The organism is Streptomyces sp. NPDC030798, from assembly GCF_055572275.1.
Map to the genome: position 1 here is coordinate 206,574 of NZ_JBVIDR010000001.1, position 16,831 is coordinate 223,404.

Below are 16,831 nucleotides of genomic sequence, written 5' to 3' on the forward strand. Positions count from 1 at the left end.
AAGAGGCCGGAAACGCTCGAGAAAACGGAGGTGACCGATCCGGAACGTCCCGCTGGGCACTCTTGTGCGAACCCGCCCGAGGGTCTTGGGTGGGACGAGTGCCGCCCCGGCTCACCGAATGGCCGGGCCGGTGACATGGTGGAATCTCAGGAGGATCCCGACATGTCCGACTCACATAGTGATGGTGGCGACTGTACGGAGCACCGCACCGCCGTCACCGAGGCCGAGGTGGAGGCCCTGGTCCGGGGCATCTGCTTCAAGACAGGGCCGCCCCGCACCGTCGGGGTCGAGGTGGAATGGCTCGTCCACGAGCTGCGCCGGCCGCAGCTCCCCGTGACACCCGAACGACTCGAAGCGGCCTACGCGGCACTGCGCACCGTGCCGCTGTGCTCGCCGCTCACCGTGGAACCCGGCGGCCAGCTGGAGCTGAGTTCGCCGCCCGCCGCCTCCCTGATGGAGTGCGTCGGCATCGTCTCCGCCGACCTGGACACCGTCCGCGCCGTCCTCGCCGAGGACGGCCTGGGACTCGTCGGTGTCGGCCACGATCCCTGGCACAGGCCGCGCCGGTTCCTGCGCGAACCGCGCTACGACGCCATGGAGGCCTGTCTCGATCGCACCGGCACGGCCGGCCGGCACATGATGTGCACCTCGGCCTCCGTCCAGGTCTGCCTGGACGCCGGACACGAGGAGCCGGGCCCGCTGGGGCACGAACGGCGCTGGTGGCTGGCGCACCACCTGGGCGCCGTCCTGGTGGCCGCGTTCGCGAACTCCCCGCTGGTGGACGGACGGCCCACGGGCTGGAAGTCCACCCGGCAGCTGCTGTGGACGGAGATCGGCGCCGGCCGGGCGGGCGCTCCCCCGCCGGGCGGCGAGCCGCGCGCCGCCTGGGCCCGGCACGTGCTGGACGCGCCGGTGATGTGCGTGCGCCGCGACGGCGGCCCCTGGGACGTGCCGGAGGGCCTGACCTTCCGGGAGTGGACCCGCTCGCGCGTGCCCCGGCCGCCCAGCCGGGCGGATCTCGACTACCACCTGACCACCCTGTTCCCGCCGGTCCGGCCGCGCGGTCATCTGGAACTGCGCATGATCGACGCGCAGCCCGGCGACGACGGCTGGATCGTGCCGCTGGCGGTGACGACCGCGCTGTTCGACGACCCGGAGGGCGCGGAGTCCGCGTACCGGGCGGTGCAGCCGCTCGCCGAGCGGGCCCTGAAGCTGCCCGCCCCGCACAACCCGCTGTGGATCGACGCGGCGCGGCACGGGCTCGCCGATCCCGAGTTGCGGGAGGTGGCCGAGGCCTGCTTCGCGGCGGCGCTGGAGGCCCTGCCCCGGCTCGGCGCGACGCCCGCGGTGGTGGGCGCCGTGGCCGCGTACCGGGACCGCCACGTCCTGCGCGGCCGCTGCCCGGCCGACGATCTGCTCGACCTGCTCGACCGCGTGGACGGCACGCCGCTGCGCGCCCACGGGAGGAAGGACATCCCCACATGACCGCCCCGGAGACCGACACCGAGACCATGAGCGACACCGAGTCCCTGCGCGACCGGGCGCTGGCCTCCCTCACCACCGCCCGCGAGCGCACCACCCTGCTGACGACGTGCGTGGAGGAGACGGACCTCACCGCGCAGCACTCCCCACTGATGTCGCCGCTGGTGTGGGACCTCGCGCACATCGGCAACCAGGAGGAGCAGTGGCTGCTGCGGGCGGTCGGCGGCCGGGAGGCGATGCGGCCGGAGATAGACAGCCTGTACGACGCCTTCGAGCATCCGCGTGCCGAGCGGCCCTCGCTGCCGCTGCTGCCGCCCGCCGAGGCCCGCCGCTACGCGGCCGAGGTGCGCGGACGTGCGCTGGACCTGCTGGAGACGGCCGACTTCCACGGCACCCGGCTGACCGAGGCGGGGTTCGCCTTCGGGATGATCGCCCAGCACGAACAGCAGCACGACGAGACGATGCTGATCACCCATCAGCTGCGCCGGGGCCCGCAGGCCCTGACCGCACCCGACCCGGAACCGGCGCCCCTGTTCACCGGTCCGGCCGAAGTCCTCGTCCCCGGCGGCGCGTTCACCATGGGCACCTCCGGTGAGCCGTGGGCGCTGGACAACGAACGCCCGGCGCACCCGGTGGACGTGGCGCCGTTCTGGATCGACACGACGCCGGTGACGAACGCGGCGTACCAGGCGTTCATCGAGGACGGCGGTTACGGCACCGAGCGCTGGTGGACGCCGGAGGGCTGGGCGCACGTCCGGCGGCACGGGCTGACCGCGCCGCTGTTCTGGCGGCGGGACGGCGGCCAGTGGCTGCGGCGCCGCTTCGGGATCACCGAGGCGGTGCCGCCCGAGGAGCCGGTGCTGCACGTGTGCTGGTACGAGGCGGACGCCTACGCCCGCTGGGCCGGGCGCCGGCTGCCCTCCGAGGCCGAGTGGGAGAAGGCCGCCCGGTACGACCCGGCCACCGGCCGCTCGACCCGGTACCCGTGGGGCGACGCCGACCCTGCGCCCGAGCACGCCAACCTGGGTCAGCGGCATCTGCGTCCGGCCACCGCCGGCAGCTACCCGGCCGGTGCCTCGCCGCTCGGCGTCCGGCAGCTGATCGGGGACGTGTGGGAGTGGACGGCGAGCGACTTCCTGCCCTACCCGGGGTTCACCGCGTTCCCGTACAAGGAGTACTCGGAGGTGTTCTTCGGCTCCGACTACAAGGTGCTGCGCGGCGGTTCGTTCGCGGTGGACCCGGTGGCCTGCCGGGGCACCTTCCGCAACTGGGACCACCCGATCCGCCGGCAGATCTTCTCCGGGTTCCGCACCGCCCGCTCGGAGGCCGTCTGATGTGCCGCCACCTCGCCTACCTGGGGCCGCAGGCGCCGCTGGGCCAGGTCCTGGTGGAACCCGAGCACAGCCTGTTCCGCCAGTCGTGGGCGCCCCGCCGCCAGCGGTACGGAACGGTGAACGCCGACGGTTTCGGGGTGGGCTGGTACGCCCCCGACGACCCGGCACCGGCCCGCTACCGGCGGGCCGGGCCGATCTGGGCGGACTTGTCCTTCGCCGACCTGGCCCGGGTGGTGCGCTCGGGTGCCGTGCTCGCCGCGGTGCGCGACGCGACGCTCGCGGGTGCGGACGCCGAGGCCGCGGCGGCGCCCTTCGCCGCCGGGCGGTGGCTGTTCAGCCACAACGGCGCGATCGGGGGCTGGCCGGACTCGGCGGCGCCCCTGGTGTCCGCGCTGCCCCCGGTCGAGATGCTGTCGCTGCAGGCGCGCACCGACTCGGCGTTCGTGTGGGCGCTGGTCCTGCACCGGCTGCGCTCGGGCGACGAGCCGGAGCAGGCCCTCGGTGACACGGTGCGCCTGATGGCCCGCGCGGCCCCCGCCTCCCGCCTCAACCTGCTGCTGACCGACGGTGCCACGATCACCGCCACCGCCTGGGGCGACACCCTCTGGTACCGCACCGAGCCCGGTCTGGCCACGGTCGTCGCCTCCGAGCCGTACGACGACGATCCGCTCTGGCAGGAGGCCCCCGACCGCACCGTCCTCACCGCGAGCCGCGCCGGCGTGCTGCTCGCCCCGCTGGCGGACCCGGCGGACGTACCTGCCGTACCACCGAAGGAGCCCTGCACGTGAGTCCCCTGCACGTCACCCGCACCCTCCCCGAGGACGCCACGGACGCAGCGCTGCGTGCCGACGTCCTGCACGGCCTCACCGTCACCCCCAAGTGGCTGCCGCCGAAGTGGTTCTACGACGCGCGCGGCAGTGAGCTGTTCGAGCAGATCACCGAGTTGCCCGAGTACTACCCGACGCGCGCCGAGCGCGAGATCCTCGCCACTCGCAGCGGTGAGATCGCCGCCGCGAGCGGGGCCCGCACCCTGGTCGAACTGGGCTCCGGCTCCTCGGAGAAGACCCGTTACCTGATCGACGCGCTCACCTCGCTGGAGGCGTACGTCCCGGTCGACGTCAGCGAGAGCGCCCTCACCCAGGCCGGCGAGGCGCTCATCGCGGAGCGGCCGGGCCTCGCGGTGCACGCGCTGATCGCCGACTTCACCGCCCCGCTGACGCTGCCCGAGACGCCCGGGCCCCGGCTGCTGGCCTTCCTCGGCGGCACGATCGGCAACCTGCTGCCCGAGGAGCGGGCGAAGTTCCTGACGTCGGTGCGCGGCCTGCTGGCGCCGGGTGACAGCCTGCTGCTGGGCACGGACCTGGTCAAGGACGAGCGGGTGCTGGTCCGGGCGTACGACGACGCGGCCGGAGTGACGGCCGCGTTCAACAAGAACGTCCTGGCCGTCGTCGACCGGGAGCTGGGCGCCGACTTCGACCTCGACGCCTTCGACCATGTGGCGCTGTGGGACGCGCGGGAGGAGTGGATCGAGATGCGGCTGCGCTCCCGTGCCGCGCAGACCGTCAAGGTGCCCGCGCTGGACCTCGCCGTGGACTTCGCGGCGGGCGAGGAGCTGCGCACCGAGGTGTCGGCGAAGTTCCGCAAGGAGGGCGTGACCGGCGAACTGGACGCCGCCGGGTTGGAGTTGACCCACTGGTGGACGGACGCCGAGGGCCGGTTCGCGCTGTCGCTCAGCAGGGCGCGGTGAGTCATCCCAGGTTCGGGGTGAGTTCCTCGGTGATCCTCCGGCTGGCGCGGCGCGCCTCGGTGAGCGGGTCCGCGCCGCGCAGCACCCGGGTCATGTAGCCCTTGATCGGGTTGTCGGCCTCGACGGCGGCCCACTCGGGGGTGCTGGGGGTCGCCCGGCCGTGCGCGGCGCCCGCCGCCATGGCGGCGACCCCCTCCTCACCCGCGACCGCGCCGGCCAGGGTGGTCTTGTTGGGCACGTAGTTCATGGTGCGGGCCAGCTCGGTGTCCCACTTGGCCCCGGCGAGCGCACCGACGACGGCGGTCGCGGCGAACTGGTCGTCGGTGTTCTGCGGAACGACGAGGTCGGAGCCGCCGGTGAAGACGGTACCGGGGCGCGCGGCGGTCCGGCCCGGCACCGGGAAGAAGCCGAGCTTGCCCTTGAGCCCGGGGTTGCGCTGCACGATCGACTCGGCGAGGCCGGGTACGGCGATGATCTGCGCCACCTTGCCGCCCGCGAACACCCCGGCCTGCGGCGGGTGTTCCTCGTCGGCGGCCACGGGCCCGTCGCCGAGCGCCTGGAGCTGCCGGTAGAAGGCCATTCCGCGCAGGGCGGCCGGGGTGTCCAGGGCGCCCTTCCACGCGTAGTCCCGCTGCCGGGCGAGCTCGCCGCCCTCGTCCCAGACGAAGCCGGCGAGGGTGTACCAGTCCTGTCCGGCGAGGTAGATGCCCTGGCGCCCGCCGGAGTTGAGCTTCGCGGTGTCCGCGAGCCACTGGGCACGGGTCTTCGGCGGCTCGGTGATGCCGGCGCCGGCGAAGAGGTCCTTGCGGTAGATGACGACCCGGCTGGCGGCGTACCAGGGCACGCCGTACTGCTTGGTGCCGTCCCTGCCCGGCTCGGCGAGGCCGCGCAGCCAGTGCTCCTTGCCCCAGTCGCGCATCGACTCCAGTGTCAGGTCGGCGAGCCGGCCGTCCTCGACGTACAGCGGGACCTGGGTGTTGCCCACCTCGATGACGTCCGGGGCGTCCTCGGCGTCGCTGCGGAGCGCCGCGCGGACCTTGTCCACGATGCCGGTCCACTGCTGGATGCGGATGTCGAGGCGCAGGTCCGGGTGGGTGCGTTCGAAGTCCGCGGTGAAGCGGCGCAGGAAGTCCCGGGAGGCGCTGTCCTTCATCAGCCACACGGTGACGGTGTGCCGGTCGTGGCCACCGGGCAGGAGGCCGCAGCCGCTGACGAGGGAGCCGGTCATGCAGGCGGTCGCGCAGAGAAGAGCGAGCGGACGAGGTCTCACGAGGGTCCTGTTCTGTCTGGCCTTGCGGTGCGGACAGGGAAGGGGGCCCGACGTGGGGGGACGAACGCAGGCGTTCGCACGGGTGTGCTGGATTTTGGTATGGACCAATGCGAAGGTCAAGCGCTACCGGGGGTACGGACCCGACGCCTCGCGCGCCGGCCGGGGATGGGGCACCGTGGAGTGAGCCGTGACGTGTGTCCGGAGAGGAGCACTCGCATGACGAACCACACCTACCGGGTCACCGAGATCGTCGGCACCTCGCACGAGGGCGTCGACCAGGCCATCCGCAACGGCATCGCACGCGCCGGCCAGACCCTGCGCAACCTCGACTGGTTCGAGGTGACCCAGGTCCGCGGCCAGATCGAGGAGGGGCGGATCGAGCACTACCAGGTGGGCCTGAAGGTGGGCTTCCGCATCGAGGACACCGACGAGGGCGCCTAGAGGTCGGGGCGCCGACGGGCGGAACACCGGCGGGATCAGGTGCGCCCCTCGTGTTCCTGGGCGTCCTCGAGAGCCGCGGAGCGCTCGGCCCAGCGGGCGCGTACGACGGTGAATCCGGCGCGCTCGGCGTCGTCGCACACGAGCTCGTCGTCGTCGACGAGAACCCGGATCTCACGGTTGCGGGCGAGCCGGCGCAGGATCTCCAGCTTGGTGAACCGGGCCGGCCTGCGGTCGGCGTTGCCCCGCATGTGGATCCGCCCCTGGGGCAGACCGTGGGCGGCGAGCCAGTCCACCGTGTCGCGCCGGCACCGCTCGGGCCGCCCGGTGAGATACACGATCTCGCACTCGGCCGCCTGTGCCCGGGCCAGCGCCACCCCCTCGGCGAGCGGCGGATCCTCGGGCGCGGCCGCGAAGAACGCGTCCCAGTTCCGCGGCCGCCCCTCCAGGAAGTGCTGGCGGTGCGCGGTGTCGGCCAGGGTGTTGTCGAGGTCGAACACGGCGACCGGGCGCTCATGGGTGTCTGCCACCCGCCCACCCTAGCCACCCCGGCACCAGGTCGGGACCGAGCCGCCGGTACCGTTCGGCGCCGGCTGGATGGGTACCTCGAAGATGTGGCCGGTGGAGCGACGGTTTCCGGGATGGAGGGACGATGAGCAGGCGCAAGCGCACCCGTGGCGACCGGCGGGCCGACAGCGCCCGCTGCGGCGCCCCGCTGCCGACGACGCGCAAGGCCCGGCAGCGGGCCGCGCGGCCGGCGCCCGGCTCGAGCCGGCTGCGGGCTCGCGGCGCGTCCGGCGACTGGATCCTGCTGCCCGACGGCACCTGGCGGCGCGTCGAGACCATCCGGGTGCGGAACCTGTTCGGCTGACAGCGAGGGCCCGCCTCCTCAGCCCTCCACGCCGGCCGGCCGGCCGGCGCGGACGACGACCGTCCCGTCCGCCGCGTCCACCACCGCCCGCTCGCCGGGGCCCAGCCCGCCGGACAGGAGCAGGTCGGCGAGGCGGTCGTCCACCTCGCGCTGGATGGTGCGGCGCAGCGGGCGGGCGCCGAAGTCCGGCTGGTGGCCGAGGTCGGCGAGCACATCGGCGGCGGCGTCGGTGACCTCCAGGGAGACGTCCTGCGCGTGCAGCCGGCGCCGGGTGTGCTCCAGCAGCAGGTCCACGATCCGGCGCAGCCGGCCGCGGTCCAGGCCGCGGAAGACGATGATCTCGTCGATGCGGTTGAGGAACTCGGGCCGGAAATGGTCGTGCAGCACCGGCACGACCGATTCGCGGACCTTGGCGCAGTCCTCGGTTCCGGCGGCCAGGATGCGGTCGGCGCCGATGTTCGACGTCATGATCACCACGGTGTTCTTGAAGTCGACGGTGCGCCCCTGGGCGTCGGTGAGCCGGCCGTCGTCCAGGAGCTGCAGCAGGGTGTTGAGGACGTCGGGGTGCGCCTTCTCCACCTCGTCCAGCAGCAGCACGGCGTACGGCTGCCTGCGCACCGCCTCGGTGAGCCGGCCGGCCTCCTCGTGGCCGACGTATCCGGGCGGGGCGCCGACCAGCCGGGAGACGGTGTGCCGCTCCTGGAACTCGCTCATGTCGAGGCGGATCATGCGCCCCTCGTCGCCGAACAGGGCGGCGGCCAGCGCGCGGGCCAGTTCGGTCTTGCCGACGCCGGTCGGGCCGAGGAAGAGGAAGCTGCCGATGGGGCGGTTCGGGTCGCTCATGCCGGCCCGGGCGCGCCGTACCGCGCGGGCGACGGCGGTGATCGCCTCGTCCTGGCCGACGACCCGCTCGTGCAGGTGCTCCTCCAGCTTCAGCAGCCGTTCCCGCTCCTCCTCGGTGAGCCGGGACACCGGGATGCCGGTGGTGCGCGAGACGACCTGGGCGATGTCCTCGGCGGTGACCTTCGGCGCCCGGTCCTCGGCCCGGCCGGCCTGCGCCAGTTCGGCCTCCGCGTCCCTGACGCGGTCGCGCAGGTCCTTGGCGCGCTCGTACTCCTCGTCGGCGACCGCCTGGTCCTTCTCCCGGTTCAGGGCGGCGATGCGGTCCTCGATCTCCCGGGCGTCGGCGAGCGGGGTCTTGGCGCGCAGCCGTACCCGGGCGGCGGCCTGGTCCATCAGGTCGATGGCCTTGTCGGGCAGGAAGCGGGAGGTGATGTACCGGTCGGACAACTCGGCCGCGGCGACGACCGCCTCGTCGGTGATCCGGACCTGGTGGTGGGCCTCGTACCGGTCGCGCAGCCCGCGCAGGATCTCGATGGTGTCGTCCACGCCGGGCTCGCCGACCAGGATGGGCGCGAAGCGGCGCTCCAGGGCGGCGTCCTTCTCGATGTGCCTGCGGTACTCGTCGACGGTGGTGGCGCCGATGAGGTGCAACTCGCCGCGGGCCAAAGCGGGTTTGAGCATGTTGCCGGCGTCCATGGCACCCTCGCCGCCCCCGCCGGCGCCGACCACGGTGTGCATCTCGTCCAGGAACAGCAGGAGTTCGTCGCCGTGCTCGTGGACCTCGTCCAGCAGTTTCTTCAGCCGTTCCTCGAACTCGCCCCGGTACTTGGTGCCGGCCACCATGCCGGCCAGGTCCAGGGAGACCAGCCGCTTGCCGGCGATGGTCCTCGGCACGTCGCCGGCGGCGATCCGCTGGGCGATGCCCTCGACGACGGCCGTCTTGCCGACGCCGGGGTCGCCGATGAGCACGGGGTTGTTCTTGCTGCGCCGGGAGAGGACCTCGATGGTCTGCTCGACCTCCTCGTCCCGGCCGATCACCGGGTCCAGCCTGCCGCTGCGGGCGTCCTCGGTGAGGTCGCGGCCGTACTCGTCGACGGTGGGCGTGCTGCTCGGCCGCCTGCGCTCGGGCGTGCCCTCGACGGGCAGCCGGGCGGGCTCCCAGCCGCCGTCGCCGAGCGCCTGCCCGGCGGCCGACTCGGGGTTCGCGGCGAGGGCGCGCAGCAGGTGGCCTGGGCCGATGTACGAGGCGCCGTCGGCCCGGGAGATCTGGTAGGCGTCGAGCAGGGCGCGCTTGGCGGCCGGGGTGAGTGTGCTGGGCTCGCTCTTCTCGGCGGCGCCGGCGGGGACGCCGAGGCGCTCGCGGATCCGGTCGGGGTCCGCGCCGGCCTCGGCGAGCAGGCGACGGGTGGAGTCGTTGCCGGTGGCGGCGGCCAGCAGATGCCGGGCGTCGAGTTCCTCGCTGCCCTCGGCGGCGGCGATGTCCCGGGCCTCGGCGACCAGGTCTCGGGCCCGCTCGGACAGCAGACTGCCGATGTCGACCCGCTGCGGGCGCCGGACGGAGGCGGCCGGGCCGCCCGCGCCGAAGAACCGGGACATCAGCTCGTCGAACTCCTCGAACGGGCTGCGACCGAAACCGAAACCGGGGGTGTTCATGGGCGGCCCTTTCTGCGACGGCGGACGCCGTCGGACGTACGACAGGCATACCTTTTCAGCGCCATACCTTTAATGCCATAAATGACATGCGTCCCTTAAAGTCGCATATATGCCGCAGGTCCGCACGAGGGCGCCCCGAGATGCGCTCCCGGGCCGGGCCGGTGACGCTGGGGGTGGAAGCCTCGAGCGAACAAGGAGGGCTGCCATGTCCTTCATGGACAAGATCAAGGGCATGCTCAAGGGCCATGAGGACATGGCCGACAAGGGCGTCGACAAGGGCGGCGACTACATCGACCAGCGGACCGGCAACAAGTACCAGTCCCAGGTCGACACCGCCCAGGACAGGATGAGGGACGAGTTCGGCAGGCCTGAGGACCGGCCCCCGCAGTCCTGAGGACCGGGGCGGACCACCATCGCCCCGGTGCCCAGCCCTCATGATCCCTACGTCCGCGTACGCGGCGCCCGCGAGCACAACCTCAAGGGCGTTGACGTGGACGTCCCGCGGGACGTACTGGCCGTGTTCACCGGTGTGTCCGGCTCGGGGAAGTCCTCGCTCGCGTTCGGCACCGTCTATGCCGAGGCGCAGCGACGCTACTTCGAGTCGGTCGCGCCGTACGCGCGCAGACTGATCCATCAGGTGGGGGCGCCCAAGGTCGCTGAGATCACCGGGCTGCCGCCCGCCGTCTCGCTCCAGCAGCGCCGCGCGGCCCCCACCTCGCGCTCCTCGGTGGGCACGGTCACCAACCTCTCCAACTCCCTGCGGATGCTGTTCTCCCGCGCCGGCGACTATCCGCCGGGGGCCGAACGGCTCGACTCCGACGCGTTCTCGCCGAACACGGCGGCCGGCGCCTGCCCCTCCTGCCACGGCCTCGGGCGGGTGCACACCACCAGCGAGGAGCTGCTGGTCCCCGATCCCTCGCTGTCCGTGCGCGAGGGGGCGATCGCCGCGTGGCCGGGCGCCTGGCAGGGCAAGAACCTGCGCGACATCCTCGACACGCTCGGGTACGACGTGGACCGGCCCTGGCGCGAGCTGCCCGCCGAGCAGCGCGAGTGGATCCTGTTCACCGACGAGCAGCCGGTGGTCACCGTCCACCCGGTGCGGGACGCCGACCGGATCCAGCGGCCGTACCGGGGCACGTACATGAGCGCCCGGCGGTATGTGCTGAAGACGTTCTCCGACACCAAGTCCCCGACGCTGCGGGCGAAGGCGGAGCGCTTCCTGACCAGTGCGCCCTGCCCGGCGTGCGGGGGCAGCAGGCTGCGGCCCGAGGCGCTGGCGGTGACCTTCGGCGGCCGGACCATCGCCGAACTGGCCGCACTGCCCCTGACCGGCCTGGCGGGACTGCTGCACGGGGCGACCGAGACGGCCCGGGTGCTCACCGAGGACCTGAGGGCGCGGATCGCACCGGTGGTGGAACTGGGCCTCGGCTATCTCAGCCTGGACCGGGCCACGCCCACCCTCTCCGCCGGCGAGCTGCAGCGGCTGCGGCTCGCCACGCAGTTGCGCTCCGGGCTGTTCGGCGTGGTGTACGTCCTGGACGAGCCGTCGGCGGGACTGCACCCGGCGGACACCGAGGCGCTGCTCGCGGTGCTGGACCGGCTGAAGGCGGCCGGCAACTCGGTGTTCGTCGTGGAGCACCACCTGGAGGTGGTGCGCAGCGCGGACTGGCTGGTGGACGTGGGGCCCGGCGCGGGCGAGCACGGCGGACGGGTGCTGTACAGCGGGCCCGTGGCGGAGCTGGCGTCGGTGGCGGAGTCGGCCACGGCCCGCTATCTCTTCGACGAGGCGCCGGGACCGGCCCGCGAGGTCCGCGAGCCGCGCGGCTGGCTGCGGGTCGGGCCGGTGTCCCGGCACAACCTGCGCGCGGTGACGGCGGAGTTCCCGCTCGGCGCGTTCACTGCCGTGACCGGTGTCTCGGGATCGGGGAAGTCCACGCTGATCGGGGAACTGACGGAGGATCTGGCGGGCGTGGGGCGGCTGGTCCGGGTGGACCAGAGGCCGATCGGGCGCACCCCGAGATCCAACCTGGCGACCTACACGGGCCTGTTCGACGTCGTCCGCAAGGTGTTCGCGGGCACCGGGGCCGCCCGGGAACGCGGGTACGGCGTCGGCCGGTTCTCCTTCAACGTGGCGGGAGGGCGCTGCGAGACCTGCCAGGGCGAGGGGTTCGTCAGCGTCGAGCTGCTGTTCCTGCCGAGCACGTACGCGCCCTGCCCGGACTGCGGGGGCGCCCGCTACAACCCCGAGACGCTGGAGGTGACGTACCGGGGACGCAGTATCGCCGAGGTGCTGGACCTGACGGTGGAGGGCGCGGCGGAGTTCTTCGCGGACGTCCCCGCGGCGGCCCGCGCCCTCGGCACGCTGCTGGACGTCGGCCTCGGCTATCTCCGGCTCGGCCAGCCCGCCACCGAGCTGTCGGGCGGCGAGGCCCAGCGGATCAAGCTGGCGAGCGAGCTGCAGCGGGGCCGGCGCGGCCACACCCTCTACCTCCTGGACGAGCCGACCACCGGTCTGCACCCGGCCGACGTCGAGGTTCTGATGGACCGGCTGCACGGACTCGTCGACGCCGGGAACACGGTCGTCGTCGTCGAACACGACATGACCGTCGTCGCGGAGGCCGACTGGGTGATCGACCTCGGCCCGGGCGGCGGCACCCACGGCGGCCGCGTCGTCGCCGCGGGCCCACCCGAGCAGGTCGCCCGGGCGCAGGACAGCGTCACGGCACCGTACCTGGCACGGGTGATGCCGTGAGGGGGACGCCCTGCGCGGGAGCGACGGGACATGCACGGGCCCGGCGCACAGCCGCGGCCGGCGGCGCAACCCCGAGCCGGCAAGAAGCAGGTGTCCCGCCCAGGGCCCGTGGCCGGGTCCTGAGTCGCGAAACGTCGGGGTGGCGGGGAAGGCGGAAGCGGCCGGGGCCACGGCCTGCGGAGTCGCCGTGGCACCGGGAGTGGCCGCGGTGCGCACCGGGCCACGGGAGGGCCGGAAACCAGTGCCCGGGACCAGGAGCCGGCCGGGCTCACGCCTTGGGGCCGGTCACCGGCGGAGGTGGCAGAGCACGGTGGTGCTGCGGGCCGGAACGGACAGCGGGTCCGGCACCTGCAGCGGGCCCCCCGCAGACGGCAGGTGGCCCATGACGGGCCCGGGGACCGTCTGCCGGGCCGCAGTGGCCAGGGAGCGGCGATCGGTGTGGGCGCCGGGGGGTATCACGGGACCCACGTCCACCTCGGCCGGCAGGTCCCGGGCCCGGGCGACCCGCCAGAGGGAGGCCAGGAAGATGTCGTCGCCGACGAAGGCCGCGTGACCTGTGCCGGGAGAGTGGATGTGGGAATGCTGAACGGCGTGATCCCGGCCCGTCAGTCCTGCTCGGTCGTGCAGCCGGCGAGCAGTCGCCCGGCCTCCTCCGGCTCGAGCACCCGCTCCAGGACGAGGTCGCCCGTCATGTTCGGGAAGAACCGCCCGGCGGGCCAGCTGCGTTCGTACGGTGGCGGGTCGAGCACGAGGAGGCGGACGCCGTCGACGACCGGGATGTCCGAGGGGGTGCCCTCGTTCCACACCCACACGCCGGTGGAGGTGACGAGGTTGAAGGAGCCGGTGGTGTGCACCTGGCCGGGTTGGTCCCGGCAGACGGCCGCCTCCTGCGCGGAGGGCGCCCGGCCGGGCAGATGGCCGCCGCCGATCAGGACGTCGGCGAGCAGGGTGTGCAGCTGGAAGGTGTCGCCGATGCCACTCATCCGCATCGCGTAGCCGGTGCCGGTCGGCCGGTCGAGGACGACCAGCGGTTCGTCGTCCAGGACGAGCAGGGCGTCCGTCAGGCACTTGAACTCGTGCCCGGACGCCTCCTGCACGGCGTGCAGCGTCCGCAGCAGCCCGGCGCGCCGGCCGGCGTCCAGGGCGGTGCGGCCGGCGGCGTGGCTGAGCACGGCGACGGAGGCCATCTCCCACTGCGGCAGCGTCAGCCAGGCCATGGCCGCCCCCGGCCCGACCCGGTCGAAGAGCGCCGGGTCCTGCCCGGCGTCCGGGTCCGGGAACTCGCCGCCGCCGGTCTGCGCCCAGCGCTCGCAGAACCGCTCGACTCCGGTGAGGGTCCCGGCGAGGCCGTCGAACACGTACGGCGCGCAGACGGCCGGGTCGGCGCCGCGCTCCACGCAGGCGCCGACGGCCACGGCGATCGCCCCGTCCGGCCCCGGCGGCACCTCGGGCAGCAGCGCGGCGAGCCGCGGCCCGGCCTGCGCGACTTCGCCCTCCCCCGCTTCCTCGAAGTGCCGGTACAGCTCCTGGTGCGCCTGCTGCGCACGGTCACCGTCCCGCTGACGGACAGCGGCCTCGAACCCGGCGACGGCCTCGAGGAACCGCTCCCTCCCCTTGCTTTCGAAGATCATGGACGGAAAGGGTAGCGAGCGCCCGGAGACCAGACGGGGCCGGGATGAGCACCCTCCCCGGCCCCGCCCGCTCGCCCTGTGCGGCGAACGTCCACTGAAGCGCCCCGCGGCCGCTACCTCTTGCCCGCCTTCCGGGCGGCCCGCAGCCACTCCTTGTTCATGCCGGTGATGGAGACCAGCGGGATGCCCTTGGGGCAGGCGGTCGCGCACTCCCCCGTCAGCGTGCACCCGCCGAACCCCTCCGCGTCCATCTGCGCCACCATGTCCAGCACCCGCGTCTCGCGCTCGGGTGCGCCCTGCGGCAGCACGTTGAGATGGTTGACCTTGGCGGAGGTGAACAGCATCGCGGCCCCGTTGGGACACGCGGCCACGCAGGCCCCGCACCCGATGCACTCGGCGTGCTCGAAGGCGAAGTCGGCGTCCGGCTTCGGCACCGGCGTCGCGTGCGCCTCGGGGGCGGACCCGGTCGGCGCGGTGATGTAGCCGCCGGCCTGGATGATCCGGTCGAACGCCGACCGGTCCACCACCAGATCCTTGATCACCGGGAACGCGGACGCCCGCCACGGCTCGATGTCGATCGTGTCGCCGTCCTGGAACGACCGCATGTGCAGCTGGCAGGTGGTCGTGCGCTCGGGTCCGTGCGCGTGGCCGTTGATGACGAGCGAGCACGCGCCGCAGATGCCCTCGCGGCAGTCGTGGTCGAAGGCGACCGGCTCCTCCCCCGCGAGGATGAGCCGTTCGTTGAGGACGTCCAGCATCTCCAGGAAGGACATGTCGGACGAGATGCCGTCCACCTCGTACGTGGACATCGCTCCTTCGGCGTCGGCGTTCTTCTGCCGCCAGACGCGCAGGGTGAGCTTCATGCGTAGCTCCGCTGGGTGGGGTGGACGTACTCGAAGACCAGGTCTTCCTTGTGCAGGGCCGGGGCTGCGCCCGTACCCGTGAACTCCCAGGCGGCCGCGTAGCCGAACTCCTCGTCCCTGCGGGCCGCTTCGCCGTCGGGGGTCTGGGACTCCTCGCGGAAGTGGCCGCCGCAGGACTCGGTGCGGTGCAGCGCGTCGAGGCACATCAGCTCGGCGAGTTCCAGATAGTCGACGATGCGGTTGGCCTTCTCCAGGGACTGGTTGAACTCCTCGCCGGTGCCCGGGACCTTGATGCGGCGCCAGAACTCCTGCCGGATCTGCGGGATGCGCTCCAGCGCCTTGCGCAGCCCCGCGTCGGTGCGGGCCATGCCGCAGAACTCCCACATGAGCTCACCGAGTTCGCGGTGGAAGGAGTCGGGGGTGCGGTCGCCGTCGACGGCGAGGAGCCGGTTCAGCCGGTCCTCGGTCTCGGCCAGCACCTCCTGCACGACCGGGTGGTCGTCGGCGACCGGCTCCTGGTGCGGGTTGCGGGCCAGGTAGTCGTTGATGGTGGCCGGGAGGACGAAGTAGCCGTCGGCCAGGCCCTGCATCAGCGCGGAGGCGCCGAGGCGGTTGGCGCCGTGGTCGGAGAAGTTGGCCTCGCCGATCGCGAACAGGCCGGGGATCGTGGTCTGCAGGTCGTAGTCGACCCACAGGCCGCCCATCGTGTAGTGCACGGCGGGGTAGATCCGCATCGGCACCTCGTAGGGGTTCTCCGCGGTGATCCGCTCGTACATGTCGAAGAGGTTGCCGTACTTCTCCTCGACCTTCCCGCGTCCCATCCGCTGGATGGCGTCCGCGAAGTCGAGGTAGACGCCCTGGCCTCCGGGGCCCACTCCCCTGCCCTCGTCGCAGACGTGCTTCGCGGCGCGGGAGGCGATGTCGCGGGGCACGAGGTTGCCGAAGGAGGGGTAGATGCGCTCCAGGTAGTAGTCGCGCTCCTCCTCGGGGATCTCGTTCGGCGGGCGGGTGTCGCCCTTCGCCTTCGGCACCCAGATGCGGCCGTCGTTGCGCAGCGACTCGCTCATCAGGGTGAGCTTGGACTGGTGGTCGCCGGTGCGCGGGATGCAGGTGGGGTGGATCTGCGTGAAGCAGGGGTTGGCGAAGTAGGCGCCGCGCCGGTGCGCCCGCCAGATGGCGGTCGCGTTGGAGTTCATGGCGTTGGTCGACAGGTAGAAGACGTTGCCGTAGCCGCCGCTCGCCAGGACGACGGCGTCGGCGACGTACGTGTCGATCTTCCCGGTGATCAGGTCGCGGGCCACGATGCCGCGCGCCCGGCCGTCGACGACGATCAGGTCGAGCATCTCGGTGCGCGGGTGCATCTCGACGTTGCCGGCGGCGATCTGCCGGGAGAGCGCCTGGTAGGCGCCGAGCAGGAGCTGCTGGCCCGTCTGACCGCGGGCGTAGAAGGTGCGGGAGACCTGGACGCCGCCGAAGGAGCGGGTGTCGAGCAGGCCGCCGTACTCGCGGGCGAAGGGCACGCCCTGGGCCACGCACTGGTCGATGATCTCCACAGAGATCTGGGCGAGGCGGTGGACGTTGGACTCGCGGGAGCGGAAGTCGCCGCCCTTGACGGTGTCGTAGAACAGGCGGTGGACGGAGTCGCCGTCGTTGCGGTAGTTCTTGGCGGCATTGATGCCGCCCTGCGCGGCGATGGAGTGGGCGCGGCGCGGGGAGTCCTGGTAGCAGAACTGGACGACGCGGTAGCCCTGTTCGGCGAGGGTGGCGCCGGCGGAGCCGCCCGCGAGGCCGGTGCCGACGACGATGATCGTCTGCTTGCGCCGGTTGGCCGGGTTGACCAGCTTGGCCTCGAAGCGGCGTTTGTCCCAGCGCTCGTTGATCGGGCCGGAGGGGGCCTTGGTGTCGGCGACGGGCTCGCCGGTCGTGTAGTCGGCGTAGGGGATCATG

General features: G+C 73.0%; 14 protein-coding genes. 8 read left to right on the forward strand and 6 right to left on the reverse strand.

Going from position 1 to position 16,831, the window contains the following annotated elements; translation table 11 throughout:
* Positions 1-162 precede the first annotated feature (162 nt).
* Genes egtA through egtD form a run of 4 tightly spaced genes read left to right on the forward strand, consistent with a single transcriptional unit; the run spans position 163 to position 4,563 of the window.
* Positions 163-1,485: an ergothioneine biosynthesis glutamate--cysteine ligase EgtA gene (egtA, locus tag ACZ404_RS00940; RefSeq protein WP_468435134.1), complete on the forward strand. Its 1,323-nt coding sequence runs from the start codon at positions 163-165 to the stop codon at positions 1,483-1,485.
* Positions 1,482-2,816 (forward strand): ergothioneine biosynthesis protein EgtB, encoded by a 1,335-nt coding sequence (gene egtB / locus ACZ404_RS00945; RefSeq protein WP_468435135.1) that lies wholly within the window; start codon positions 1,482-1,484, stop codon positions 2,814-2,816. The genes egtA and egtB overlap by 4 nt, the downstream gene beginning before the upstream one ends.
* Positions 2,816-3,604, forward strand: coding sequence for an ergothioneine biosynthesis protein EgtC (gene egtC / locus ACZ404_RS00950; RefSeq protein WP_468435136.1), 789 nt, complete (start codon positions 2,816-2,818; stop codon positions 3,602-3,604). Before egtB ends, egtC begins: the two co-directional genes overlap by 1 nt.
* Positions 3,601-4,563, forward strand: coding sequence for an L-histidine N(alpha)-methyltransferase (gene egtD, locus ACZ404_RS00955; RefSeq protein ID WP_468435137.1), 963 nt, complete (start codon positions 3,601-3,603; stop codon positions 4,561-4,563). Before egtC ends, egtD begins: the two co-directional genes overlap by 4 nt.
* 1 nt (position 4,564) lies before the next feature.
* On the opposite strand, the gene ACZ404_RS00960 is transcribed toward egtD, so the two are convergent.
* Complete coding sequence (locus ACZ404_RS00960; protein WP_468435138.1) at positions 4,565-5,833, reverse strand: extracellular solute-binding protein; 1,269 nt, start codon at positions 5,831-5,833, stop codon at positions 4,565-4,567.
* 216 nt (positions 5,834-6,049) lie between these two features.
* Between ACZ404_RS00960 and ACZ404_RS00965 the strand changes: the two genes are divergently transcribed.
* Positions 6,050-6,274, forward strand: a complete 225-nt coding sequence (locus ACZ404_RS00965; RefSeq protein ID WP_468435139.1) for a dodecin — start codon at positions 6,050-6,052, stop codon at positions 6,272-6,274.
* Between the two features lie 35 nt (positions 6,275-6,309).
* On the opposite strand, the gene ACZ404_RS00970 is transcribed toward ACZ404_RS00965, so the two are convergent.
* A complete protein-coding gene (locus ACZ404_RS00970; RefSeq protein WP_468435140.1) occupies positions 6,310-6,801 on the reverse strand; it encodes a phosphatase domain-containing protein in 492 nt (163 codons plus the stop codon).
* 122 nt (positions 6,802-6,923) lie between these two features.
* Between ACZ404_RS00970 and ACZ404_RS00975 the strand changes: the two genes are divergently transcribed.
* Entirely contained in the window at positions 6,924-7,142 is a 219-nt protein-coding gene (locus tag ACZ404_RS00975) for a hypothetical protein (RefSeq protein WP_468435141.1), read from the forward strand.
* Positions 7,143-7,160: 18 nt separating this feature from the next.
* Here ACZ404_RS00975 and ACZ404_RS00980 read toward each other — a convergent pair whose 3' ends face one another.
* Entirely contained in the window at positions 7,161-9,638 is a 2,478-nt protein-coding gene (locus ACZ404_RS00980) for an ATP-dependent Clp protease ATP-binding subunit (protein WP_468435142.1), read from the reverse strand.
* A 205-nt stretch (positions 9,639-9,843) separates the two neighbouring features.
* Here ACZ404_RS00980 and ACZ404_RS00985 point away from each other — a divergent pair, with 205 nt between their 5' ends.
* Together ACZ404_RS00985 and ACZ404_RS00990 are read left to right on the forward strand one after the other, a co-directional pair.
* Positions 9,844-10,032 (forward strand): antitoxin, encoded by a 189-nt coding sequence (locus ACZ404_RS00985; protein ID WP_468435143.1) that lies wholly within the window; start codon positions 9,844-9,846, stop codon positions 10,030-10,032.
* A gap of 27 nt (positions 10,033-10,059) precedes the next feature.
* Positions 10,060-12,390 (forward strand): ATP-binding cassette domain-containing protein, encoded by a 2,331-nt coding sequence (locus ACZ404_RS00990; protein WP_468435144.1) that lies wholly within the window; start codon positions 10,060-10,062, stop codon positions 12,388-12,390.
* A gap of 605 nt (positions 12,391-12,995) precedes the next feature.
* On the opposite strand, the gene ACZ404_RS00995 is transcribed toward ACZ404_RS00990, so the two are convergent.
* From ACZ404_RS00995 to ACZ404_RS01005, 3 genes are all read right to left on the reverse strand, one after another.
* The gene (locus tag ACZ404_RS00995; protein ID WP_468435145.1) at positions 12,996-14,021 is read right to left on the reverse strand and encodes a hypothetical protein; all 1,026 of its coding nucleotides are present in this window, start codon (positions 14,019-14,021) and stop codon (positions 12,996-12,998) included.
* A 113-nt stretch (positions 14,022-14,134) separates the two neighbouring features.
* Positions 14,135-14,884 (reverse strand): succinate dehydrogenase/fumarate reductase iron-sulfur subunit, encoded by a 750-nt coding sequence (locus tag ACZ404_RS01000; protein WP_468435146.1) that lies wholly within the window; start codon positions 14,882-14,884, stop codon positions 14,135-14,137.
* Positions 14,881-16,830 carry a fumarate reductase/succinate dehydrogenase flavoprotein subunit gene (locus ACZ404_RS01005; protein ID WP_468435147.1) on the reverse strand — a complete coding sequence of 650 codons (1,950 nt, stop codon included), beginning with the start codon at positions 16,828-16,830 and terminating at the stop codon, positions 14,881-14,883. The genes ACZ404_RS01000 and ACZ404_RS01005 overlap by 4 nt, the downstream gene beginning before the upstream one ends.
* Position 16,831: the final 1 nt, after the last annotated feature.

What these genes read in the sequence shown, in the direction of transcription:
- egtA (WP_468435134.1), top strand. Translation starts at nt 163, where the DNA reads ATGTCCGACTCACATAGTGATGGTGGCGACTGTACGGAGCACCGCACC.
- egtB (WP_468435135.1), top strand. Translation starts at nt 1,482, where the DNA reads ATGACCGCCCCGGAGACCGACACCGAGACCATGAGCGACACCGAGTCC.
- egtC (WP_468435136.1), top strand. Translation starts at nt 2,816, where the DNA reads ATGTGCCGCCACCTCGCCTACCTGGGGCCGCAGGCGCCGCTGGGCCAG.
- ACZ404_RS00965 (WP_468435139.1), top strand. Translation starts at nt 6,050, where the DNA reads ATGACGAACCACACCTACCGGGTCACCGAGATCGTCGGCACCTCGCAC.
- ACZ404_RS00975 (WP_468435141.1), top strand. Translation starts at nt 6,924, where the DNA reads ATGAGCAGGCGCAAGCGCACCCGTGGCGACCGGCGGGCCGACAGCGCC.
- ACZ404_RS00980 (WP_468435142.1), bottom strand. Translation starts at nt 9,638, where the DNA reads ATGAACACCCCCGGTTTCGGTTTCGGTCGCAGCCCGTTCGAGGAGTTC.
- ACZ404_RS00985 (WP_468435143.1), top strand. Translation starts at nt 9,844, where the DNA reads ATGTCCTTCATGGACAAGATCAAGGGCATGCTCAAGGGCCATGAGGAC.
- ACZ404_RS00995 (WP_468435145.1), bottom strand. Translation starts at nt 14,021, where the DNA reads ATGATCTTCGAAAGCAAGGGGAGGGAGCGGTTCCTCGAGGCCGTCGCC.
- ACZ404_RS01000 (WP_468435146.1), bottom strand. Translation starts at nt 14,884, where the DNA reads ATGAAGCTCACCCTGCGCGTCTGGCGGCAGAAGAACGCCGACGCCGAA.
- ACZ404_RS01005 (WP_468435147.1), bottom strand. Translation starts at nt 16,830, where the DNA reads ATGATCCCCTACGCCGACTACACGACCGGCGAGCCCGTCGCCGACACC.